The organism is Caulobacter sp. FG121, from assembly GCF_057809815.1.
The window spans coordinates 311,955-332,588 of the sequence record NZ_JBMDKR010000001.1 but is presented as its reverse complement, the minus strand read 5'-3'; the positions used below and the strand labels follow the sequence as shown (position 1 = coordinate 332,588).

The following is a 20,634-nucleotide window of genomic DNA, read 5'->3' as shown; positions in this document are numbered from 1 at the left end:
TACCGGCGTTCGTCGGTCTTTGCAGCGATCAACCGGCCAGTTTGGCGGCGAGATTGGTCATCGCCGTCCGGGTCGCGTCGTCGGCGGGAAACAGCAGCTCCAGCCTCAGGTCGCGCACCGTGACGTCCTCGCTGGTGCCGAAATGGGCGATGGTCGACAGGAAGCTGAGCGGCTGATCGGGGGTGTTCAGCACGACCGGCGCCAGCGGCCGCCGCTGCAGCGGCGCCGTGCGATGCGGGTGGCTCGCCGCCGCCGACTGCAGGGCCAGCAACAGGTCCTGCAGGACAGGGTCGTCGCCGGCCTCGAGCGCCTCGAGCTGGATGCGCGCGGCCATCTCGGCCAGCATCTCGGGATAGTTGGCGATGGAGACCGGGGCCAGCGGGCTGTCGGTCAGCATGCGGACGACGTTCATCGGTCCGGTCCCCTGGTGCAGCGGCTCTAACAGGGCGCGGGCCGTCGGATTGGCGTCAAGGATGGTCCAGTGCCGGTCGCACAGCAGGGCCGGGTAGGGCGCGTGCCGCGTCATCATCTCGTCGAGCACGGCCCGGAACGGCTCCAGCGCAGCCGAGTCCAGCGGCGACGCCGGAAACGCCGGCGCGAACCCGGCCGCCTGCAACAGCGCGTTCTGGGCGCCCAGCGGCAGCAGAAGCCCCTCCGCCAGCTGCAGAACCATGTCCCGGCTGGGCTGGGCGCGGCCGGACTCAAGGAACGAGAGATGCCGGGCCGAAACGTCACAGGTCAGGGCCAGATCGAGCTGGCTCATCCGCCGCCCGGCGCGGAACCGGCGCAGGGCGGCGGCGAAGGGCCCCGCCTCAGGGCGGGTCGGAGCGAGCACATCGGACATGGCTCATGCTCTCAAGGCCGGCGCGCGCTGTCCATGACCTGGCAGGTAATTGCCGGGCCTACCTCCCGTCGCCGAGGTTGGGGGCCATCAATCCGAGGAGATCTGACATGCGTGGCTTCTGGAAGACCTGGATAACGGTGTGGTGCTGGGGCGTTCTGGCCTTCGGCCTGGTGCTGGCGTTGTCGGCCGTGCCGGTTCTGGACGCGGCCCCGAGGTTCGTGTTGGCCCTCATCGGCGGCGACCCTGCGCTGGCCCGGCTGCTGGACCAGCCGGTGATGAGGTTCGCGTTCGGCCTGCAGGGCGCGCTGACCCTGGGCTGGGGCTTCACCATGATCGCCATGATCCGTCTGGCCGACACCGGCGGTGCGCCGGTCTGGCGGTCGCTGACCGCGGCGTTCCTGACCTGGTATGTCATCGACAGCCTGATCTCGATCTCGACCGGCTTCCCGCTCAACGCGGTGTCCAACACCCTGCTGACGGTCGGCTTCCTCATCCCGGTTCTGGCCACGGGCGCGCTCAAGGCGCGTGACCCCGCCACGGCGTGATGGCCGGAGTGGCTACGGCAAGGCCCGGCGAAGGAAGGGCACCGGCACGCCATAGGTCAGGCGGCGCCAGACCCATTCCACCGGGCCGAACCGGAACAGGCGCAGCCAGAGGCCGGCGACGAGGCACTGCGCCGCGAAGATCGCCAGCGCCAGGCCCGTGCCCTCGACGAGCCCGATCCGGCCCTGGAGCCCCAGCCCCACGCCATAGAACAGGCCGATGCCGATCAGGGTTTGCGAGATGTAGGTGGTGAGCGCCATCCGTCCCACCGGCGCCAGCGTCGCCAACGCCTTGCGCCAGCCGCCTGACCACAGCAGGACGAACCCGCTCGCATAGGCCAGCGCCATGGCGGGGACGGCGACGGCCGACAGCGCGCTTTCGATCTCCCACTGTACCGTGGGCGGGAAGTCCGGCGTGACCGCGTGCAGCGGCGTCAGGACGGCGTTGCCGATCACCCCGATTGGGGCGCAGATCCAGAAGACGCGCGTGAACAGCCTGCGATGGTCGGCGAGATTGCGGTAGAGGCCGAGTTTTCCGATCAGGGCGCCCAGCAGGAACATGCCGAGGATCGAAATCGCCTTGCCATCGTAGACCATCTGCAAGGCCTTGAGCTTCAACAGGCTGAGGTTGGCGATGAAGATGCTCGCCGGGTCGGCGCCGCTGAAAGCCCGCGTGATGTCCGCGAAGCCGCCGTCCGCGTCTCCGCCAGAGGAGCCGTGGAAGACCATCGGCGCGAGCCACGCCATGAAGACCGGCCAGGCGATCCTCAGCGCGAGCACGATCGCGGCGGCCGCGCCGACCGCCGTCGGGCTCCAGCGCCGGCAGAGAACCAGCACAAAGCCGATCAGCGCATAGTCCTTGAGGATGTCTCCGTACCAGAGGCTGGCGTGGAGCAGGCCGATGACCAGCAGGACGGTGAGCCGTCGCGTGAAGTACCGGCTGAAGTCGGCGCCCCGCCGGTCGGCGCTCGCCAGCTGGACCGCGAATCCGATGCCGAACAGCAGCGAGAACAGGGAGTAGAACTTGCCCCTGATGAGAAAGTCCTGAAGCATTGCCGCCGGGCCGTCGACGCCGAACCGGTCGAGCGCCGCCTGGCCGGCCGCCGTCATGAAGTTGAACCCCGAGAAGTCGGGGATGTGCGACACGAAGATCCCGAGCAACGCGAACCCGCGCAGGGCGTCGAGGACATCGGCGCGTTCGGCGTCGGGGATCGGTCCCCCGGTCCTGGGGGCGGGTGAGCCGGTCACGGCGCGAAAGTCCCCCTCACGGTGGCCCGCAACTCGGCCATCCAGACGTCGCGCGCGGCGACGCGCGATCGTTCCGGCTCCAGGCTGGACAGCAGATGACCGAACGTGGCCGGGCGAAGCAGGATCGCGCCGAGCAGGACGATCAGGGCGTCCGGAACCGCGTGTTTGCGCAGGGCGCCTTCGCGCACGCCCCCCTCGAGCCAGCCGGCCAGCAGTTCAAGCAGCCGGCCGCCGGGCCGTCCGGTGTCGCTGGCGGGGACGCTCACGCTGAACCCGCCGCCGTCTTCGCCGACCGACATGATCCAGTGCATCATCAGGCGGGCGTCGGCGGGCCGGTCGAAGAAATGGCCGCCGGCCGCCGCGGCGAGCACTTCGACAGTCTTGAGGCTCGCCGGGCGAGACCCGTCGACCACGGCCTCGATGAGGGGCAGGACATCGTCGACAACCCGGTCCAGAACCGCGTTGGCCAGGTCGGTCTTGCTCGCGACATGCCGGTACAGGCTGCTGTTGTCGAGGCCGACGGCCTCCCCCAGCTTTCGCATGGTCATCGCCTCGAACCCGAGCTCCGCGAAGAGGGTGGTGGCGGCATCGAGGATGCGCTCGCGTTGCGATCCGGCTTCAGGACGTCGGGCGTGGGTCAGGGTCATCGCTGGCTTCAAGCAAGCGCTTGCTTGCGTGTCAAGCGGCGAGTGCGTCTGTCGCGCCGGCGGGTTTGCCTGTAGGGACGTCCGCAGGCCAACCCGACCGCTTGAGTGATGACCCCGACTACCGCCGCCCACCGCCTCTCCGTCGCGCCGATGATGGACTGGACGGAGCGTTGAATCTTTTCAAATAGTTAGGCGGTGGCGTGTGCACGGATTGCACACGAAGGTTCTACTTCGCTCCCGCCTTCGTTCGTCCGACATCCACCGATCGTCACGCACCGTGACCGCATAGTTCGCTCGATCATCCGCCGAGGCCGTCTTGGCACGCCACCAGGCGAGATCAGCGCCGAAGCTACGGCCGGTGTGCCGCAACCGATCCAACGTGCCGCCGATCCCCAACTCATGGCTCACAATCACAGTCGCAAGCGCGTTCCATTCCGCACTCGCACCTGCGTTCATCGTCGTCGGCGGCGTCGCCACCCGCGCGCCCGAGTTCCACGCCCCGTTTCACCGGGTCTATCTCGTCAGCCTCGGCGAGCGCCCAGGCGCGCCATTCAGCAAGGCCGGCGTCTCGGTCCCCGCCGCCGCCGTCCGACAGGACGTCGCTGACGAACGCCCGGATATCCTGCGCTGTGCGCCAGTCGCGTGCCTGGCGGAACAGGAGGCCGCGGCGTTCTTGCTGTTCCTTCAATTCCTGCTCACGACGCCGTCGCTCGGCTTCCTCTCGTCGCCGCACGAGCTCGGCCTCGTTTTCGGCTCGACGCTTGATAAGCCAAGCGTGGTGGGAAAACTGGCCCGCGCGATACTGCGCTTCGCCGGCGACGATGATATCGACGACGATATCGGTGAGGCGCTCTTCCAGCTTGGAGCCGTCCCCGTCGGTCCAGAGCCCGGCCACGCCGGCTTCGGGGAACTTGGATTTCAGCTCCAGCTTGAGGATGTCGACAGGCCCGGGGCGGGTCGCCCACTCACCGTGGATCGTCGGCTTGGCGCTGGGATGGTCGAGTGTGAACCCTAGATGCTGTGTTCCCACATGGACGGTGAGCTCGCGGGCCTCCTTGCCGCGCAACTCCAGCTTGGCCCCGGACCGGGCGAATGCCAGCGCCAGGCTGTTGAGCACTCGCAGCCGTCGGCGCTCGAAGGGCGAGTCGAACCGAGGCGCGTACCAGCTCGAGCTCCAGGTGTGCTCCGCCTGCTTGGCCCGCCGGCGCTCGTCCTCATCCAGAAGCTTGCGGATAGCGCCCCAGGGGGCCTCGAGGGTGCGGATTGCGGCCACCTTGCCGACCCGCTTCACGACGCGAGCACGGACCGCTTCGATCGGCTCGTCGAAGACCGGAAGGTCAGGCAACGGTTCGGCACCACGGTCGATGGTTTCGAAAAGCGAGAGCTCTCCCTCGCCCTTTCGGACACGCGGCTCAACCAGCTCAACATGGGCGTCGTCGGTGACCTTGGGACTGGCAAGACGCAATTGTTGAAGTCGCTCGTCCACCAGATCGCGGGCTCCGCCCTGATGAACCGCGGCATCCGTCCCCGCGTCCTGATCTTTGACTACAAGCGCGACTACAGTAGCGCGGATTTCGTCGGTTCGACGGGCGCCCGCGTGGTGAAGCCGCACAAGCTGCCCCTGAACCTCTTCGACACTGGGGGCATGGAGGGCTCGATGGTCCCCTGGCTCGACCGGTTTAGGTTCTTCGCGGACGTGCTGGACAAGATCTATTCGGAGATCGGCCCGGTCCAGCGGGACAAGCTCAAGAGAGCCGTCAAGTCGGCATACGAGGCCCAATGGCCTCTGGTCTTCGAGGTGCGCGGGACCTCCCTCTTTGGCTACAGCGCGGTCTGTCCACCGACCCGCCTTCCTCCTCACGTCGACGTCGAGTGTCGACCCGCCGTCCCGAGCCGTCGTCCCAGGAAAAATGCCCCCTCCGAAGAGGGGGCTAGTGCCGGGCCCGTCCGGGAAAACCAGCCCAGGGAGGAACTCACAGATCTGACTCGCCACCGCGCCAACTTCCCCTTGCCCTCATAACAATAATAGACGTAGTCGTATATAGTGGAGGTGCGTGATCCGTATGGCTGGCGAAATTCGCGACAGGATTGCGCGGGTCGGCGCGTGCGTGTGGACGGGCGCACCGGGGGTGGCGATCACGTTGGTGGGATGTCTCGCCAGTTATGCGGTGGCTGACGTTTCGGGGTTGTCGGTTGTCTTCTGCGCGGTTCTAGCCGGCCTTGTCGCCCAGCTTCCGGCGCGCCGGATTTTCGCCACGGGCGAGGACCTGTCCCGTCTCTCGTTGCAATTGGGCATCGCTTTGGTCGGAATCCGGTTGGACGCCGGCCAGGTGCTGAACATCGGCGCTGCGGCAGTTGCTCCAGCGGTCGCGGTTTCGACTGTCGTTCTCTTCGCCGGCTTCGGGATCGGCCGTCTGATGGGGCTGGAAAAGGGCGCCGCAGCGATCTCGGCCTGCGCGACGGCGATCTGTGGCGTCTCGGCCGCCATGGCGATGGCGATCATGCTCCCTCCGGGCCCGCGCCGCGACGTGTGGCTGGCTCAGACCGTCGCGGTCGTGATCGTTGTCGGCACGCTCGTAATGGCCGCGATGCCGCTCGTGGCCACGATGGCGCATCTTGAGGGCGTCCCGGCCGGCGTGTTCGTGGGCGCGGCGGTGCACGATGTGGCGCAGGCGGCTGCCGGTGGGTACACGCTCGGCGAGGACGCTGGGGCTGCGGCGGTCGCAACCAAGCTCATCCGGGTCGCCCTGTTAGGATTGGCTGTTCCCCTGGCCGGCGCCGTGCTGCTTGGAAACGGGCGCGGGCAGATGCGATGGACCCCGCCCTGGTTCATCTTCGCGTTCCTCGCGTTTTCGGTCTTGCGATCATCGATTGAGCTACCTGCGGGCGCCGTCGCGCTACTGAGCAATGCCAGTCAGTGGCTCCTCGTCGCGGCGCTCTTCGCGCTGGGGGGGCGGATATCGCTGCAGGCGCTTCTGCGAGGGGGCTGGCGACTTCCCCTCACTATGACGCTGCAAGCCTTTCTCGCCATCCTGGTCGCGCTCATCGCAACCCGATTGGCGTTCCTATCCTGATGGTTCAGCTGCCGGCGCGCGTGTCAGTGGCTCTGACCTAGCGGCATGGCGAACAGCACGACGGGCGCCGATGTAGCACTCAGAGACGTTTCCGCCTGCGACGTACAGGAATCCGAATATCCCGCCGAGCTCTCCAGCCTCGTAGAGGCCCGGAATCGGCTCACCGAAGGCGTCGAGCACTCGCCAGTGTTCGTCGTGAACCGGGCCACCCTGGGTGTTGGAGACAATTGGCCAAGCTGGGGCGTAATAGAATGGCGCGGTCCGTATCGGCATCATGCTTGGAGCCGGTCGCCCAAACTCGCCGTCCACACGGGCGTCACAGGCCGCGTTCCAACGTTCGATCGTCTGGGCGAGAACGGCCGGCGACACACCCATCAGCGTAGCCAGATCGGCGATCGAATCAGCCCGATGGATAAGCCCCGCCTCCACCTCCGCGAGGTTGTCGTCGCTCCAGCCCAGGAAGGCGTGGTCGTCATTGAAGGTGGGGAGCGCTAGAGGACATGTCTTCCGCCCATCCTCATCGAAGATCAAAGCGGACGGAATGCGAGGGAATTCTCCCTTCGCCGTGTCGTAGAATTCCATGGGCCGATGGCCGGTGTCTTGGACATAGGGCGGATACTCGTTCATGTACCGGCGACCGGCTTTGTCGACGACAATCCACGGCATCTGCATACCGTCAGGGAAGTCCATCCCTTGGATCCAGTCGGTCAGACGGGCCAGCCGAATGCCGAACGGGTAGGACGGGTCGGGATGCCGCAGGCCGTAAGTGCCGTGGTAGTGCCACATGTGCCACAGGCCAGCGCCGACCTGCTGCGCCATGCGAATGCCATCGCCGGTGTTGCCGCGATAGGCGGCCGACAGAATCTCCCGGCCCTGAAGGAACTGATGCTTGAACTCGTCCGACGCCTCGAAGCCGCCGCAGGCGAGGATGACACCGCGCCGCGCGCGGATGCTGATGGCCTGACCGTCGGCCTGGCGGGCGCGCACGCCGGCGACACGCCCGTCCAGGGACTGGATCAGCCGCTCAACAGGCGTTTCGAGTCGGACGTCGATGGCGCGGCGTGCGATGTTCTCCTCCAGAACCATGAAATGCCGCGCGCCACCGCGAAGCCCTCTGACCTTGGGGTAGTGGTCGTCGGCTTCGAAGCCCTCGATGGGCCCGTACATTACGAATCCCAGATCCTCGTACCCGTCGAGCGGATAGTTTCCGGGATACATGATCGAGGTCAGGTCGGCCGCGCATACCCGTCCGAGGGCCTCCATGTGATCGGAGATCTCCGTCATTCCCTCGGCAAACGCCATCAGGACGGCGTCGGGTGTGGTTCCCGCGCAGGTCTGACGCAAATACTGGAAGGCGCTGTCGGCGTTGCTGGCGACCCTGGCGCCGCCGCCTGAGCAGATGGAGATCCCGCCGGGCCGGGAGGCCTTCTCGAGAACCACCACCGAACAACCCAGATCTGCGGCCTCAATCGCAGCGACGGCCCCGGCGAAGCCGTATCCGACCACCACGATGTCGGCCGTGAGGTCCCATGCCAGATGATCAGGCGAAGCTGGCATAGATCGCGTCTCCGAGCCGGCGATAGCGAGCCGATGATTGTCTGTTGGGAAGCATCCGGTTGCAGAGGAACGCGACGGCCAGGCCGGTCTCGGGGTCGCCCCAGATGACGTTGGCCCCGCCGCCGGCGTGTCCAATCACGGCGGGCCGCGGCTTTGAGCCGTACATGTCAGGCGTGTCGCCAACTATGAAGCCCAGACCCCACCGTGTGGGGCTCATCAAGCGCAGGTCGACGCGTCCGGCGGGATTGGTCGGAACAGTCACCCGGGCCTGTGTTTCGGCGGAAAAATAGCGCTTCCCATCCACGACGCCGCGCATCGCCGGAATGCACATCACCCTGCCGAGCGATCGCGCGTTGGAAACCCCCGCCACCCAGGCGAGCGGCAGACCAATGCCGGCGGGCGTGTTCAGAAAGTCGCTGAACCGGGCGCGGTCGCCTTGGCGCGCGCGCACCGCTTCATCGACCGTCATCGGCGCCATTCGCGGGAATTTCGAACGCGGCAGGCCCACATAGAGATCGCTCACGCCGAGCGGCTGGAGAATGTCGCGCGCCAGCAACTTGCTGGCCCCGGCACCCTCCCACCGGTGGAGCAGTTCATCACAGACCCAGCCGATCGTAGCGGCGTGGTAGCCGTTCGCGGTTCCCGGAGCCCACACCGGGCGCATCGCCTCGACCGCGCGCGCAACGGCCTGGCGGTCGCCAAGCTGCGTTGGCGGGATCAGAGGGCCATCTGGAATGCCAGCCTGGTGGCTCAGCACATGGGCGATTGTGATGGCTTCCTTGCCGTTGGCGGCAAACTCCGGCCAGTGGAGCGCGACCGGATCTTCGAAACGGAAGCGGCCGCGATCGTGGGCCTGCATCATCACCATCGTGGTGAGCGCTTTCGTGGTCGAGCGTATCTGATAGAGCGTCTGGGCCGAGACAGGTTCGCCTTTGGCGCCGGTCGTGCCACCCAGGACTTCCATGACCAGTTCGCCGTCGCGGTAGATCGCGAGCTGCCCGCCAGGATGTTGCCCTTCGTCCAACATCTGTTGAAACAGCGCGGCGACGCCATCGAGACCGGCCGCACCAAAGCCTCGCCGATCCGCGACGGCTCGGTCGATGGACACCGATACGGCTGTGCGATTTTCCCCACCTTCGGCGCGGCTCGGCCCAAGGACGGCGGTGGCTGACGTAAGTCCGATCAGCGCGCCCGCCGTGACATCTCGGCGTGACGGACGCCGGCTCCCTTCCTGCATTCGTTTCACCTCTGCTCGTCGATGATCACCCACCGATGGATCGCGCGCTTCGAGGATCGAAGTTCCGCGCGTCCGGACGGTGCGATATTATATATACGTAGACGTATATAGTGGAGATGACCGGCGTGCAAGTCGAGCGTGTGTGCGTCGCACCAACGCATCGAAGGAGGCGCGCCCTTGCCAACTCCTTCGTCATTAATATACGTATACGTAGCTAGCTGCAAACCGAGGCCGTTGAGCCGCGGGAGAGAAGTGGGGGGCGTCTCACAACGGACGCCAGGAAACGCGAGGAGGAATAGATGATCTATCGCCATATCGTGCTGGCCTCGGCGAGCGCGCTCACATTGCTGGCCGCCGCGAGCGCGGCGGAAGCGCAGCCGGCTTCCACTGGCCAGCCGGCGGCCCCAGACACGCGTGTGGAGACCGTCGAAGGGATTACGGTCACCGCACGCAAACGCGAGGAGGCGCTTGCAGACGTGCCCGGCGCGGTTGCCGTGATTGGCGCCGAAACGCTTGAGAACCGGGGCGGGGCGACGTCGGCCGGCGAACTGTTCGCCGGCGAACCGAGCGTGCGCTTCTTTGACACCAACTCGCCCATCAACTCCGAAGTGTCACTGCGCGGGTCCTCAACGGCGCGAGGCACCAACGCCGATCCCAGCATCGGCCTCTATCGCAATGGCGCCTACATCGGCGGCGGGCGCGTGGGGGGGCGAAGCTTCACCCGTCTCGATCTGTTTGATGTGGGTCGCGTGGAAGTTCTGCGGGGCACTCAGGGCGCCCTCTACGGCCGGAACGCCGTCGGCGGCGCGATCAACATCATCTCCCAGCGCCCTCAGTTTCAACCCGGTGGCTTCATCGATTACCGCCAGGGCTTGGAGCCTGAAGGCTATCAGTTGCAAGGCGTCGTCAACATTCCGTTGAACGACGTGTTCGCGGTTCGTCTGGGCGGCGACTATGTCGATCGCAACGAGGGGTTCTTCTACAACCCTGGCAACGATGTCTATTTCGATCGGGAGTCCGGATACGCTCTGCGCGGCCAGGTCAGAATGCGGACAAGTCGACTGGACGCCAATCTGCTGGTTGAACACCAGCTGATGGATCTTCCGGCCGTATCCTATCAGATCTACATCCAGCCGACGCCGCCCCGCTTTCCGCTGGGCTACTTCCAGGAGCCGTACTCCTATCCCTGGAGCACCAAGCCATACACCAAACAGCGGTTGAACGACGCCATCCTTTCCCTCACCTACGACCTGGGCGGGGCGAGCCTGACATCGACGACATTCGTGCGGGAGCGCAAGTCAGGCTTGGCCGTGGATCTGGACGGCGTCGATGGGCCCACCGTGGCGGACCTGCAGGCGCGCGGAATCATCGTGGGAGCGATCGACTTCAACTCCTCAAGCACCACGCTCGATCTGACGACCAGCTGGTCGCAGGACGTTCGGTTGGCCGGGGCCGCGTTCGATGGCCGGCTCGACTGGATGCTCGGTGTCGAATACCTCTCCCAAGTGTCGGATTCCGAGACAATTTCCGGACGTACGCCGACTGCGGGCAACGGCCAGTCTCCTGGGACGCGGTCGCCGGTCGGGACGGAATACGAGTCGTCTGCGGCCTACGGATCGATCGGCTATGATTTCAACGAGTCGCTCAATCTGTCGGCGGAACTTCGCTACACCTCGGACACCCGATCCGTCGTCGCGCGGCGCTTTGACCTGCGGACAGGGCTGCCGTCCGGTGGAGCCGGCTTCAATGTCGACGCGAGCGACGCCTCGGACAACATCTCCTACAATCTCACCGCCGCATATCGGCTACCTGGGTCGATCCTGACCTACTTCAAGGTGGGCACCAGCTATCGAGCCGGAGGTTTCAACACCAATCTCGGTGATCCGCGTCAGCCGACCCCGATCCCGGCAGCGTATGGGGACGAAACATCAACCACCTACGAAATCGGCGTGAAGGGCGACCTGACGCCACGTCTCTATATGGCGTTCGCCGGCTATCGCTCCTATTCGCAGAACCTGATCGTTCAGGCCGACAACGGATGCAATACCACCAACCCGGTCTGTCCAACCGTCTCCACCTCATTCTTGTCCAATGCGGGTGACGGTGAGATCTGGGGTCTGGAAGTCGAGGCGATCTATCGGACCGAGATTGCCGGAAATCAGTTGCGCGCGACGTTTGGAGCCTCCCGGCAGGGCGGCGAAGTTGCGGCCGGCCTCTATCAGGGCAACGCGCTGCCCCAGATCCCCGACTGGATCGCCTCGGCGGAGCTCTACGTTCGGCGTCCGTTCGTGGCCGGAACGGAGGTCTTCGGGAACATTCGGTACAACGGCCAATGGGGCGGCATGCAGGAGCTTACGCAGCCCAGCCCGGCCATCGATGATCGCCAGTTGATCAATCTGCGAGCGGGCATCCGGATACCCAACGGCCTCGGCTCACTGGACATTTCCGCCTTCGCCAACAATGCCACCGACGAGACCTATATCGTGTTTGGCGATCGATCGACCACTCGTCGGCTTAGCCAGCCGCGCACGTTCGGCATCCAACTGCGGCAACGCTGGTAGCCGACATCGGAAGGGACGCGGCGCGCGGATCCACCAGGGTTGGTTTGCGGCGCCGCGCGGCCGCGTCTATTCTGAAAACCAGTGGGGAATCCCCAGCGCTCCGCGGGCAAGCGAGCGAGCCAATGCAGGGCGCAGAGATTTGACCGCATCAAGCCAGATCACCTCGAACCCGGTCCCGGGACTCAAGAAACGCACCCGCATGGCGCGGGGAGACCGGCGCAGCCAACTGCTCGCCGCTGCTCGCCGAATCCTCCGGGCCGACGGCGTGAAGGCCCTGACGATGGAGCGTCTCGCAGAGGCGGCGCGGATCAGCAAGCCTGTCGTGTACAGCCACTTCGAGAACCGCAGCATGCTCATCGTGGCCTTGCTTGAGGATCACTGGGCTCATCTTGATCAGGTGATCCCGCAGCGCCCCGAGGAAGGCGAGAGCTACGAGCAGCACCTGAACGTCAGCATCGGAACCTTCTTCGACGCGATCGCCGAGGGCGACGGGGTGGTGCACCTTCTCTACCGTGCTACCGACGACCCGATTATCGAACGCGCGCGCCAGGCGCGGGAACAGCGCGTAACAGCTGCCTGGGTCGCCAAGGCCATAGACCACTTCGATCTGTCGCGGAAGGACGCAGAGACGGCGGCAATGCTGTATCGGGCGACGCTCGAGGCCGCCGCGGCGCTGACCGTCAAGCGGCCCGCTGATCGCGCCAAGATCGAAGCGATCGTCGTCGAGATGAGCCTGGCGGCCGTCCGCGCCGTCGAGCGGCGACCGCGATCGGGGGGTAAGCCCGGGCGCTCCTGACATTCACTCCCGTGCCTAGATCATTGAAAGCTTGACGATCGTCTCGCTCAGCTTGTCTGGCTGTGAGAAATAGACAGAGTGGCCACCGTCGATGCTCTCCACCCGATCGACCTTCGTCTCGTTCAGAAGCCGATCCTGCAAGGGGAGCGACACCGCCCGATCCTGGGTTAAGCGGATATAGGCGCGGGGCACGCGGCCATAGCTGTCCTCGGTGAGCTTTAGCCGCGTCAGGGCCGGGCGTACGGGCTCGGGCACGAGCAGGGCGCGCGCCAAGGCGATGTCGTCCTCGCTGCAATCCGCATACAGACCTTCCCTGTAGATCGCGGGGTCGAGCCAGTCGCTCAGCGCGCGGCGATTGATGCTGACATGACCGCTCAGGGCGGAGTCGCGATCGGGCAGGTAGTCCAGCACCCGTCGCCCAGAGGGCAGCATGAGGGCGGCGAGGTAGATCGTCCGCGAGACGCGCTTCGGCGCGCGTTCCGCCAGCATCGAGGCCACAACCCCATTGCGGCTATGGACCACCACCGTCGTTTGTTCAGTGGGATGCAGCTCCGCCTCCGCTACCCGAACCATGCGATCGAGGCTCACGAAGAACGGGGTCGCCGGCGAACGACCACGGCCGGGAAGGTCAATGGCGCTGACCCGGTGGCCCTTGGCCTCGAGTCTGGGCGTCACCTTGTGCCAGCACCAGGCCCCATGCCAGCTGCCGTGAAGAAGAAGGAAATGAGTCATGGTTCGTTTTCGGGCTCCGTGTCGGGAGCGAAAATGGCTGAGCGGCGGGGAATGGCGACCCGATTCTTGCGGGCAAATCGGGAAGCGCATCCCCGCTCTCTGAAAGGTCTGGCGCCGCCAGTTGGTGATTGCGCTATATACGGTATAGTATATAGTTTATCGCTGGATGACCGAGAGACCTCAGCGGGTGTCTCGGTCGCGGAGGGTGAGTCGGATGCGGCAGACGATGACTGCTCAAAGCAAAGAGTGGCGACCAGCCTTGTTGCTGGTGCTGGCGACCGCTGCGGTCGCTTGCGCCGGCGCCGGGGCGCCGGCCGCCTCGCCCCCCTCCGCGCCATCGGGCTTCAGCCAGTATGAGATGGCGGCTCAGGGGCGGACCCGCACCTATGAGCTGTTCACGCCCGGCATCGCGGCCGAGGCCGCCCCCGCGCTCGTCATCGTCCTGCACGGCGGACGAAGCCGCGGTCGAGGCATGGAACGCCTCACCCATTTCAGCCAGGTGGCGAAGAGAGAAGGGTTTGTCGTCGCCTACCCCGATGGCGTCGATGGACAGTGGAACGATGGTCGCGGCCTGAACCAGTACACGGCCCAGCGAGAGGGCGTGGACGACGTTGCGTTCATCTCGGCGCTCGTTGACGACATCGCGCGGCGGCAGCCAATCGATCGGTCGCGGATCTATGTGACCGGCATGTCGAATGGCGGATTGATGGCGCATCGCATCGCCTGCGAGGCGCTAGGTCTTGTCGCGGCGATCGCGCCTGTCGAGGGCGTGATCCCCGAGCGGGCGGCGCAGCAGTGCCCGTCCGGCGGCGCGCCGACGCCAGTGCTGCTCATTAAAGGCGCGGACGCTCCCGTCTTCGAACAGGCATCCCGACGCTATACGGCGAAGGCGACCGCAGAGTTCTGGGCGAAGCGCAACGGCTGCGGTCCTGAACCCCTGGTCGAGGAACTCGCCGACACGGACCCGAACGATGGGACCCGAGCACGACGCGTCTCCTTCAAGGGATGTGACGGCGGAGCCGACGTGGTCTGGCTGGACATCGTGGGCGGAGGACATACTTGGCCGGGCGGCTATCAGTACCTGCCCATCGAGACCGTCGGGCGCACCAGCCGCGACCTTGACGCCACGGAGGAGATCTGGCGCTTCTTCAGCGCGCATCGGCGCGAGACGCTGCGCCAGAGTCGCGGTTGAGACCGGCGAATGAAAGCCCGAAGCGGACTCGCCTTGCTCGCCGCCTTGGCGTGGTCTCTGACCGCGCACGCGGTCGCGGGCGAGCCCCGCTTTGCGTTTCAGCCGGCCGGCGCCGTCCCGGGTCCCGTGCGCGAGCCCGGTCGTGTGTTCGGGGACTTCAAGGCAAACACCTTGCTGGTCCTCGACATCAACGATGATGGCGCTCCGGATTTCGTTGCGGCCCATTCCTTCGACGACGAGATTTCCGTCCATCTCAACGATGGCAAGGGCGGCTTCGTCTTGCGGTGCGTCGTGGCGACCGACCGCCGCCCGATCGGCCTGGGCGCCGGCGATTGGAACGGCGATGGCCGCCTCGATATCGCGGCGACGAGTTACAATCGTGCGGGTGCGACGATCCTGCTCGGCGATCCTGCCGGTTGCTTCAGCAAGGCCGGTTTCGTCGCCGCCGGTCGATCCCCGCAGGCGCTCGTTGCCGGCGACTGGGACCGGGATGGCCGCCTTGACCTGGCAATTTCCAATCGCAACGACCACACGGTCTCGATTCACTTCGGCCAGGGCGACGGTCGGTTCGGCGAGACCCAGAGGATCGATGTGGGCCGCTTCCCGTCCGGGATTGTGACCGGCGACTGGAACAGGGACGGCTTCCCGGACCTGGCCGTCGTCAATCACTACAGCCACACGCTGACGGTCTTGACCAATAGCGGGAAGGGTCGGTTCAAGGTCGGCGGAACGGTCGATATCGGCCTGTACCCCGGTGACCTCGACGCCGCGGACTTGGACAATGATGGCGCGCTCGACCTGATCGCGGTCAATGTGCGCAACAACGATATCTCGCTTCTCCTCGGCCGTGGCGACGGCGCCTTCACCTCATACGGCCGGCTGCGAACCGGCCAGGCGCCGGCTGGCATTGCCCTGGCCGATTTCGATCTTGATGGCGACGCCGATCTCGCCGTGGCGATGCGGGATGCGCCAGAGGTTATCGTCCTTCGGAATCAAGGCGGCGGGGAATTCGCCGTCGAAGCGCGACTGGGCCTGGGGGCCAATCCCATTGATGTCGGGACCGGCGACATCGACGGCGACGGCCTGGCCGATCTGCTCGTGTATCTTCCCGGCGTCCCCGAAGTGGTTCCCTTTCTCAACCGCACCGCAGGCCGAGAGAGTCGCCCGGCGACGCCCACCTTGGGGGCCACGGTTCCATGAGCCGCTTGCCGCGCTGGATCATCGGCCTGCTGGCGGCGCCCTTGGGCGCCTTTGCCGCGGCGCCTCTGGAATTTGGGAATGCCATTTTCAGTCGGAACAGCGATGCGCCGCGCGCGGCGGTGATCGGCGATTGGAACGAGGACGGACTGCCTGACTATGCGGTGACGAACACCTTCGACAACAGCGTCTCAATCGCTTTCGGACGAGGCGACGGCGCCTTCCTGGAAACCGCGGGCAAGGTGGGAGTCGGCGCCTTTCCCGATCAGATCGTGGTCGCCGATTGGGACGGGGATGGCCGCAAGGACCTGGCGGTGACCAACGCCGACGAACCGAACCTCTCCGTCCTGGTCGGCGAGCCGGGGGGCGGATTTCGCGCGTCCGCCGAGGTGGAAATCGGGCCGGGCCTTCGTGATCTCGCCGTCGTCGACTGGAACAATGACGGCCATCCCGACCTCGCCGTCGTCTCCGAAGCCGGCGCCGGCGGCTCGCTTGTGCTGCTGGAGAACCGGCGGGGCCAGTTTGCGGTCGCACACCGACTTGCCCTCGGCGGCTCTCCGATCGCGATCGAGGCCGCCGACTTCGATTGCGACCGACGTACCGATATCGCCATCGCCTTGAAGGGACCGGATCGCCTTGAGATTCGGCTCGGCCGTCATGGCTTCGGCCCTCAGGAACAGTCTGTCGCGCTTGCGGCGACGCCTGCCGCGCTCGGCATCGGTGATCTCGACGGTGACGGGGCGAGCGAGGTTGTTGTCGCATTGCCGGCCCGAAAGTCATTGCAGATCCTCAGGTACGACGGACGAGGCGGGCTTTGGAACGGAGGTTCGATCACCCTCGAGGGAGAGCCGGTTGACCTGGCGCTGGCGGACTTCGACGGCGATGGCCAACTGGACGTCGCGATAGCCATGGCGGCGCTCAACCGTGTCCAGCTCCTGCGAGGCGCAGTCGCCGCCGGCTTCATCGACGGGGGCATATTGTCGACGGGGTTGAGGCCGACGGATGTCATCGTGGGCGACTTCAATCGGGACGAGCGTCTCGATCTTCTGGTCGTCAACCACGGCGGCAAGGGCCTGAGCGCCTTTCTCAACACCGCCGCGCGACCCTCGGCGGGACGGCGCTCGGCGCCCGATCCAGCGCGGCGCGAGAGCTGCGGCGGAGGAATTCTATAACGGTCTGACGGCCTCTCGGAAGCGTCGATATCGCGCAGAGTCGACGGAGGCCAACGGCGAAATCTATACGGCTACGTCTACGCATACATATAGCAAAAAGCGGCCCTCGCTTCTGGCGATCCGGTCGGTGGGGAAACAGGAAATGGGCCAAGTACCGGAAGCATCGAGCAGCGAGGCCGCCGGCCCTACCAGAACCTATCTCGGCTACGTGCTGGGAATGTTCTTTCTGGTCGACGTCCTCAAGGTCGCCGACAAGCTCATCCTCGGCATCATCCTGGAGCCGCTCAAAGCCGATTTTCACCTCTCGGACACCCAGCTCGGGATGCTCTCCGGCCTGGCCTTCGCCATCGTCTACAGCCTCTGCGGACTGCCGATCGCGCGCTGGGCCGACAGCGGCAATCGGCGGACTATCGTAGCGCTGTGCGTAGCTGTGTGGAGCGCCGCCACGGCGGCCTGTGGTCTGGCCATGAATTTCCTGCAGCTCCTGGCCGCCCGAATTGGCGTCGCCATCGGGGAGTCCGGAATGACGCCGGCGGCCCACTCGATGATCTCGGATCTGTTCAAGCCCCATCAGCGCGGTCGCGCCCTGGCGATCTACTCCCTGGGATCGGCCTTTGGGACCTTCTTCGGGATTTCGTTCGGCGGCTATATCGCGGGCGCCTTCGGATGGCGTGCATCGCTTTTCGCCCTCGGCTTGCCGGGGCTGTTGCTTGCGCTGCTGTTCTTCCTGACGGTGCGCGAACCTCGGCGCGGCCAATCCGAAGCCCATGCTGTCGCGGACACTCCCGTGCCGTTGGCGCGGGTCCTGGCCTTCGTCTGGAACACCCGCTCCTACCGCTACCTTGTGGTGGCCGCGAGCCTGCATCTCTGCGTCACCTACGGGGTCAGCACATGGCTGGTTCCCTTCTTCATGCGGTCGCACGCGGTGAACCTGTCCGCCCTCAGCCTCGCGCTGGGCCCCATCATCGCGGTCTTTGGCGGCGCCGGCGCGCTTCTGGGCGGTTTCGTCGCCGATCGCTTCGGCAAGAAGGACGTGCGGTGGTACATATTCGCGCCCGCCCTGAGCGTGCTTGTTGTGACCCCCATGAGCGTGGGCCTCTACCTGTGGCCAGGCTACACGGGCGCGCTGGTGCTCGCCGCGGCGGTCGCCCTCTTCAATGCCACCTGGCAGGCGCCGATATTCGCCGTGATCCAGACACTCTCTCCGGTGCGCGTGCGGGCAACGGCGGTCGCCGTGTTCATCTTCTTCATCAATCTCGTCGGGTATGGCGCCGGTCCGCTCGCCGTGGGCGCGTTGAGCGACCTCATGACTCCCGACCTGGGCGCGCACGCACTCCGCTGGGTTCTCGCCGGCCTTTCGTTCATCGGCTTCCCCAGCGCGGCCCTCTTCTACTTCATCGCGTCGAAGAGCCTTGCCTCCGATATCGCCACGATTGGCCGCGCGGAGCAGCCGACGGCGGTGGATCGGGTTCACTGAAGCGCCGGGAACTGAAGAATGTGGAACCGAATGCTCTCCTTCATGCCCGCCGCCGTAGCGATGGTCGCGGTCGCGTGGGTCACCTTGGCCGCGGGTCAGGAATGCGCCCGGCCAAGGCCTCCTGGACCCGGGACCGAGGTGTGGACGGTGCGGCACGGCGGTCTCGATCGCACCTTTCTGGTCCACAAGCCCAGCGAACTGAAGAGGGGCGGGCGGCCATCGCTGATCATCGCCCTCCACGGCGGCGGCGGGACCGGCAGGGACATGGAGATAATCACCGGCCTCAGCAGGCTTGCCGACCAGGAGGGCTTTGTCGTCGTCTATCCCGACGGCGTCGGGCGCAGCTGGAACGACGGCCGTGGGCTGAAGTCGTTCCCGGCGATGCGGCGAGGGCTCGACGACGTCGGCTTCATCTCCGCCGTCATTGACGACATGATCGCCAAGGCGAACGTCGATCCGGGGCGCGTCTATGTGACCGGGATCTCCAACGGCGGGCACATGTCGCATCGTCTCGGCGCCGAGCTCTCCGACAAGATCGCGGCGATCGCGCCGGTGGCCGCCAACATGCCGACGTCGGTCGCGCAGGGTCCGGCTCCGGCCTATCCCGTGAGTGTAATCCAGTTCTTCGGGACCGAGGACCGGCATAACTACTGGAACGGAGGCGGCGCGGCGGGCGGCGAGACCCTGTCCGTCCCGGCGGCGATGGCCCTCTGGGCGCGATGGAACGGATGCGCGCAAAGGCCGAAGGTCGAGACGCTGCCAACCCTGGTGAACGATGGCACTGGCATCCGTCGGGAAGACTACGGTTCATGCCGGGGCGGAACCGACGTGGTGCTCTATGCCGTCGAGGGCGGCGGCCACAATGCGCCCGGATGGCATCAATACCTACCGGGAGAGGTTATCGGACACACCAGCCAAAACCTCGATGCGAACCGAACGATGTGGGCGTTTTTCCAGCGGCACGGGCGGGCGGCGCGCTGAGCGGGAGACCCACCAGGTGGTGCCTTGGCCCACGTCCCGGCGACCAACATTCGATGTCACAAAAGCCGATCCAGGCCGCTCTTCAGAAACAGGGCCGCAATCACGCGATCCGATCGAGGAGCTCACAATGAAGACGCATGATGTTCAATCCGTAGCCTTGGCAATCCCAAGCGCGCGAGCCTTCGAGTATGTCGCGAACCCGGCGAACCTTCCTCGCTGGACCAACGCGTTCGCCGCCGCCGACGCCACAAGCGCGATCATGCGCACGCCCGGCGGCGAAGTGGAAATACAGCTGAAGACCGTCGCCAATCACCAGGCTGGGACGATTGACTGGCTCATGACCTTCCCAGACGGGACCAACGCCGCCGCGTATTCCCGCGTGACCCCTGACGGCGAGACGAAGTGCATCTATTCCTTCGTTCTGATGGCGCCGCCGGCGCCGCTTGAAGCCCTTGAGGGCGTGCTCGAAGCGCAGATGCGAACGCTCGCTGAAGAGCTTAGGCGCCTCGGGTCGCTGCTGGAGAAGCAATGATCGTTGTCGATCCGGCATTGGTAAAGGCGGCGCGGCGGGGAAGCCGCGCCGCGCTCGGCGATCTGGTGCGCGCGCTTCAGCGCCCGATCTACAATTTGGCTTTGCGCATGCTGGCCAATCCGACGGATGCCGACGACGCCGCCCAGGAGATCATCACCAAGATCATCACCAATCTGGGCGGCCTGCGCGAGCCGGGCGCGGCGGGGGCCTGGGCGCTTCGCGTCGCGCTCCGCCACCTCGTGCGCGAGCGCATGAAGGGGCGGGTGGAAGCGATGCGCTTTTCCTTCCGCACCTTCGGTGCGGACCTCATGGACGGTCTGGAAGATGTGCCAGACGAAAACGTCGTCGATCCGGCGCTCAACGTCCTGGCGGCGCAGGTAAAGGTCGGATGCACCCTGGCGTTGCTCACCTGCCTCAGCCGGCCGATGAGGGCCGCCTACATTCTTGGGGACATATACGAACTGCCCGACATCGAGGCGGCTGCCGTGCTCGAAATCGAGCACGCCGCTTATCGACAGCGTCTGCGCCGGGCGCGCGCGCAGGTGCTGACGTTCACCCAGCACCATTGCGGGATTGTCTCCCGTGAGGCGCCTTGCCGATGTGCGGGCCGCGTCAACAAGGCGTTGGCGTCGGGTCGGGCGCGGCCTGGCGCCTGCGCGCCCGAAGTGGCGGCGCATGACGTGGCCGCTCTTCAAAGGACGATCGCCACATTGGATCGTGAACGCCGCACGGCCGTGCTCATGCGCTCAAACCCGGATTTCGGCTGGGAGGCAAAGCATCTGAACCTGCTCGACGCCGGTGCGACCTGATTGGGATCCGCCAGGCGTCTGCTTCAGCAAGATTTG

At 65.9% G+C, this 20,634-nt stretch carries 19 protein-coding genes; 12 read left to right on the top strand and 7 right to left on the bottom strand.

Annotated elements, in window-relative coordinates; translation table 11 throughout:
- Window positions 1-28 precede the first annotated feature (28 nt).
- Entirely contained in the window at window positions 29-844 is an 816-nt protein-coding gene (locus tag ACODSL_RS01715; protein WP_488898897.1) for a helix-turn-helix domain-containing protein, read from the bottom strand.
- A 107-nt stretch (window positions 845-951) separates the two neighbouring features.
- On the opposite strand from ACODSL_RS01715, the gene ACODSL_RS01710 reads away from it, so the two are divergent.
- Window positions 952-1,389, top strand: a complete 438-nt coding sequence (locus tag ACODSL_RS01710; RefSeq protein WP_488898896.1) for a hypothetical protein — start codon at window positions 952-954, stop codon at window positions 1,387-1,389.
- A gap of 12 nt (window positions 1,390-1,401) precedes the next feature.
- Here the strand turns inward: ACODSL_RS01710 and ACODSL_RS01705 are convergent, their stop codons facing one another.
- The 3 genes from ACODSL_RS01705 to ACODSL_RS01695 form a co-directional block, all read right to left on the bottom strand.
- The gene (locus ACODSL_RS01705; protein WP_488898895.1) at window positions 1,402-2,634 is read right to left on the bottom strand and encodes a DUF418 domain-containing protein; all 1,233 of its coding nucleotides are present in this window, start codon (window positions 2,632-2,634) and stop codon (window positions 1,402-1,404) included.
- Window positions 2,631-3,281 carry a TetR/AcrR family transcriptional regulator gene (locus ACODSL_RS01700; RefSeq protein ID WP_488898894.1) on the bottom strand — a complete coding sequence of 217 codons (651 nt, stop codon included), beginning with the start codon at window positions 3,279-3,281 and terminating at the stop codon, window positions 2,631-2,633. The genes ACODSL_RS01705 and ACODSL_RS01700 overlap by 4 nt, the downstream gene beginning before the upstream one ends.
- A gap of 397 nt (window positions 3,282-3,678) precedes the next feature.
- Window positions 3,679-4,767 carry a hypothetical protein gene (locus ACODSL_RS01695; RefSeq protein ID WP_488898893.1) on the bottom strand — a complete coding sequence of 363 codons (1,089 nt, stop codon included), beginning with the start codon at window positions 4,765-4,767 and terminating at the stop codon, window positions 3,679-3,681.
- On the opposite strand from ACODSL_RS01695, the gene ACODSL_RS01690 reads away from it, so the two are divergent.
- Entirely contained in the window at window positions 4,750-5,301 is a 552-nt protein-coding gene (locus ACODSL_RS01690; RefSeq protein WP_488898892.1) for a hypothetical protein, read from the top strand. The genes ACODSL_RS01695 and ACODSL_RS01690 overlap by 18 nt on opposite strands.
- Window positions 5,302-5,344: 43 nt before the next feature.
- Window positions 5,345-6,355 carry a YeiH family protein gene (locus tag ACODSL_RS01685; RefSeq protein WP_488898891.1) on the top strand — a complete coding sequence of 337 codons (1,011 nt, stop codon included), beginning with the start codon at window positions 5,345-5,347 and terminating at the stop codon, window positions 6,353-6,355.
- On the opposite strand, the gene ACODSL_RS01680 is transcribed toward ACODSL_RS01685, so the two are convergent.
- Together ACODSL_RS01680 and ACODSL_RS01675 are read right to left on the bottom strand one after the other, a co-directional pair.
- Window positions 6,347-7,864, bottom strand: coding sequence for an FAD-dependent oxidoreductase (locus ACODSL_RS01680; protein ID WP_488898890.1), 1,518 nt, complete (start codon window positions 7,862-7,864; stop codon window positions 6,347-6,349). The two genes, ACODSL_RS01685 and ACODSL_RS01680, sit on opposite strands and share 9 nt — an antisense overlap.
- Before the next feature lie 31 nt (window positions 7,865-7,895).
- Entirely contained in the window at window positions 7,896-9,020 is a 1,125-nt protein-coding gene (locus ACODSL_RS01675) for a serine hydrolase domain-containing protein (RefSeq protein WP_488898889.1), read from the bottom strand.
- 428 nt (window positions 9,021-9,448) lie between these two features.
- Between ACODSL_RS01675 and ACODSL_RS01670 the strand changes: the two genes are divergently transcribed.
- A complete protein-coding gene (locus ACODSL_RS01670; protein ID WP_488898888.1) occupies window positions 9,449-11,710 on the top strand; it encodes a TonB-dependent receptor in 2,262 nt (753 codons plus the stop codon).
- A gap of 139 nt (window positions 11,711-11,849) precedes the next feature.
- A complete protein-coding gene (locus tag ACODSL_RS01665) occupies window positions 11,850-12,506 on the top strand; it encodes a TetR/AcrR family transcriptional regulator (RefSeq protein ID WP_488898887.1) in 657 nt (218 codons plus the stop codon).
- A 15-nt stretch (window positions 12,507-12,521) separates the two neighbouring features.
- Here the strand turns inward: ACODSL_RS01665 and ACODSL_RS01660 are convergent, their stop codons facing one another.
- Complete coding sequence (locus ACODSL_RS01660; RefSeq protein ID WP_488899719.1) at window positions 12,522-13,238, bottom strand: alpha/beta fold hydrolase; 717 nt, start codon at window positions 13,236-13,238, stop codon at window positions 12,522-12,524.
- A 214-nt stretch (window positions 13,239-13,452) separates the two neighbouring features.
- Between ACODSL_RS01660 and ACODSL_RS01655 the strand changes: the two genes are divergently transcribed.
- The 7 genes from ACODSL_RS01655 to ACODSL_RS01625 all read left to right on the top strand — a co-directional run bounded on the left by ACODSL_RS01655 (window position 13,453) and on the right by ACODSL_RS01625 (window position 20,598).
- A complete protein-coding gene (locus tag ACODSL_RS01655) occupies window positions 13,453-14,430 on the top strand; it encodes an extracellular catalytic domain type 1 short-chain-length polyhydroxyalkanoate depolymerase (protein ID WP_488898886.1) in 978 nt (325 codons plus the stop codon).
- A gap of 33 nt (window positions 14,431-14,463) precedes the next feature.
- Window positions 14,464-15,630: an FG-GAP repeat domain-containing protein gene (locus ACODSL_RS01650; protein ID WP_488898885.1), complete on the top strand. Its 1,167-nt coding sequence runs from the start codon at window positions 14,464-14,466 to the stop codon at window positions 15,628-15,630.
- A complete protein-coding gene (locus tag ACODSL_RS01645; protein WP_488898884.1) occupies window positions 15,627-16,799 on the top strand; it encodes an FG-GAP repeat domain-containing protein in 1,173 nt (390 codons plus the stop codon). Before ACODSL_RS01650 ends, ACODSL_RS01645 begins: the two co-directional genes overlap by 4 nt.
- 142 nt (window positions 16,800-16,941) lie before the next feature.
- A complete protein-coding gene (locus ACODSL_RS01640; RefSeq protein ID WP_488898883.1) occupies window positions 16,942-18,276 on the top strand; it encodes a spinster family MFS transporter in 1,335 nt (444 codons plus the stop codon).
- 42 nt (window positions 18,277-18,318) lie between these two features.
- Window positions 18,319-19,257 (top strand): extracellular catalytic domain type 1 short-chain-length polyhydroxyalkanoate depolymerase, encoded by a 939-nt coding sequence (locus ACODSL_RS01635; protein ID WP_488898882.1) that lies wholly within the window; start codon window positions 18,319-18,321, stop codon window positions 19,255-19,257.
- A gap of 16 nt (window positions 19,258-19,273) precedes the next feature.
- Complete coding sequence (locus ACODSL_RS01630) at window positions 19,274-19,789, top strand: SRPBCC family protein (RefSeq protein ID WP_488898881.1); 516 nt, start codon at window positions 19,274-19,276, stop codon at window positions 19,787-19,789.
- On the top strand, window positions 19,786-20,598 hold the full coding sequence (locus ACODSL_RS01625; RefSeq protein WP_488898880.1) for an RNA polymerase sigma factor: 813 nt from the start codon (window positions 19,786-19,788) through the stop codon (window positions 20,596-20,598). The genes ACODSL_RS01630 and ACODSL_RS01625 overlap by 4 nt, the downstream gene beginning before the upstream one ends.
- Window positions 20,599-20,634: the final 36 nt, after the last annotated feature.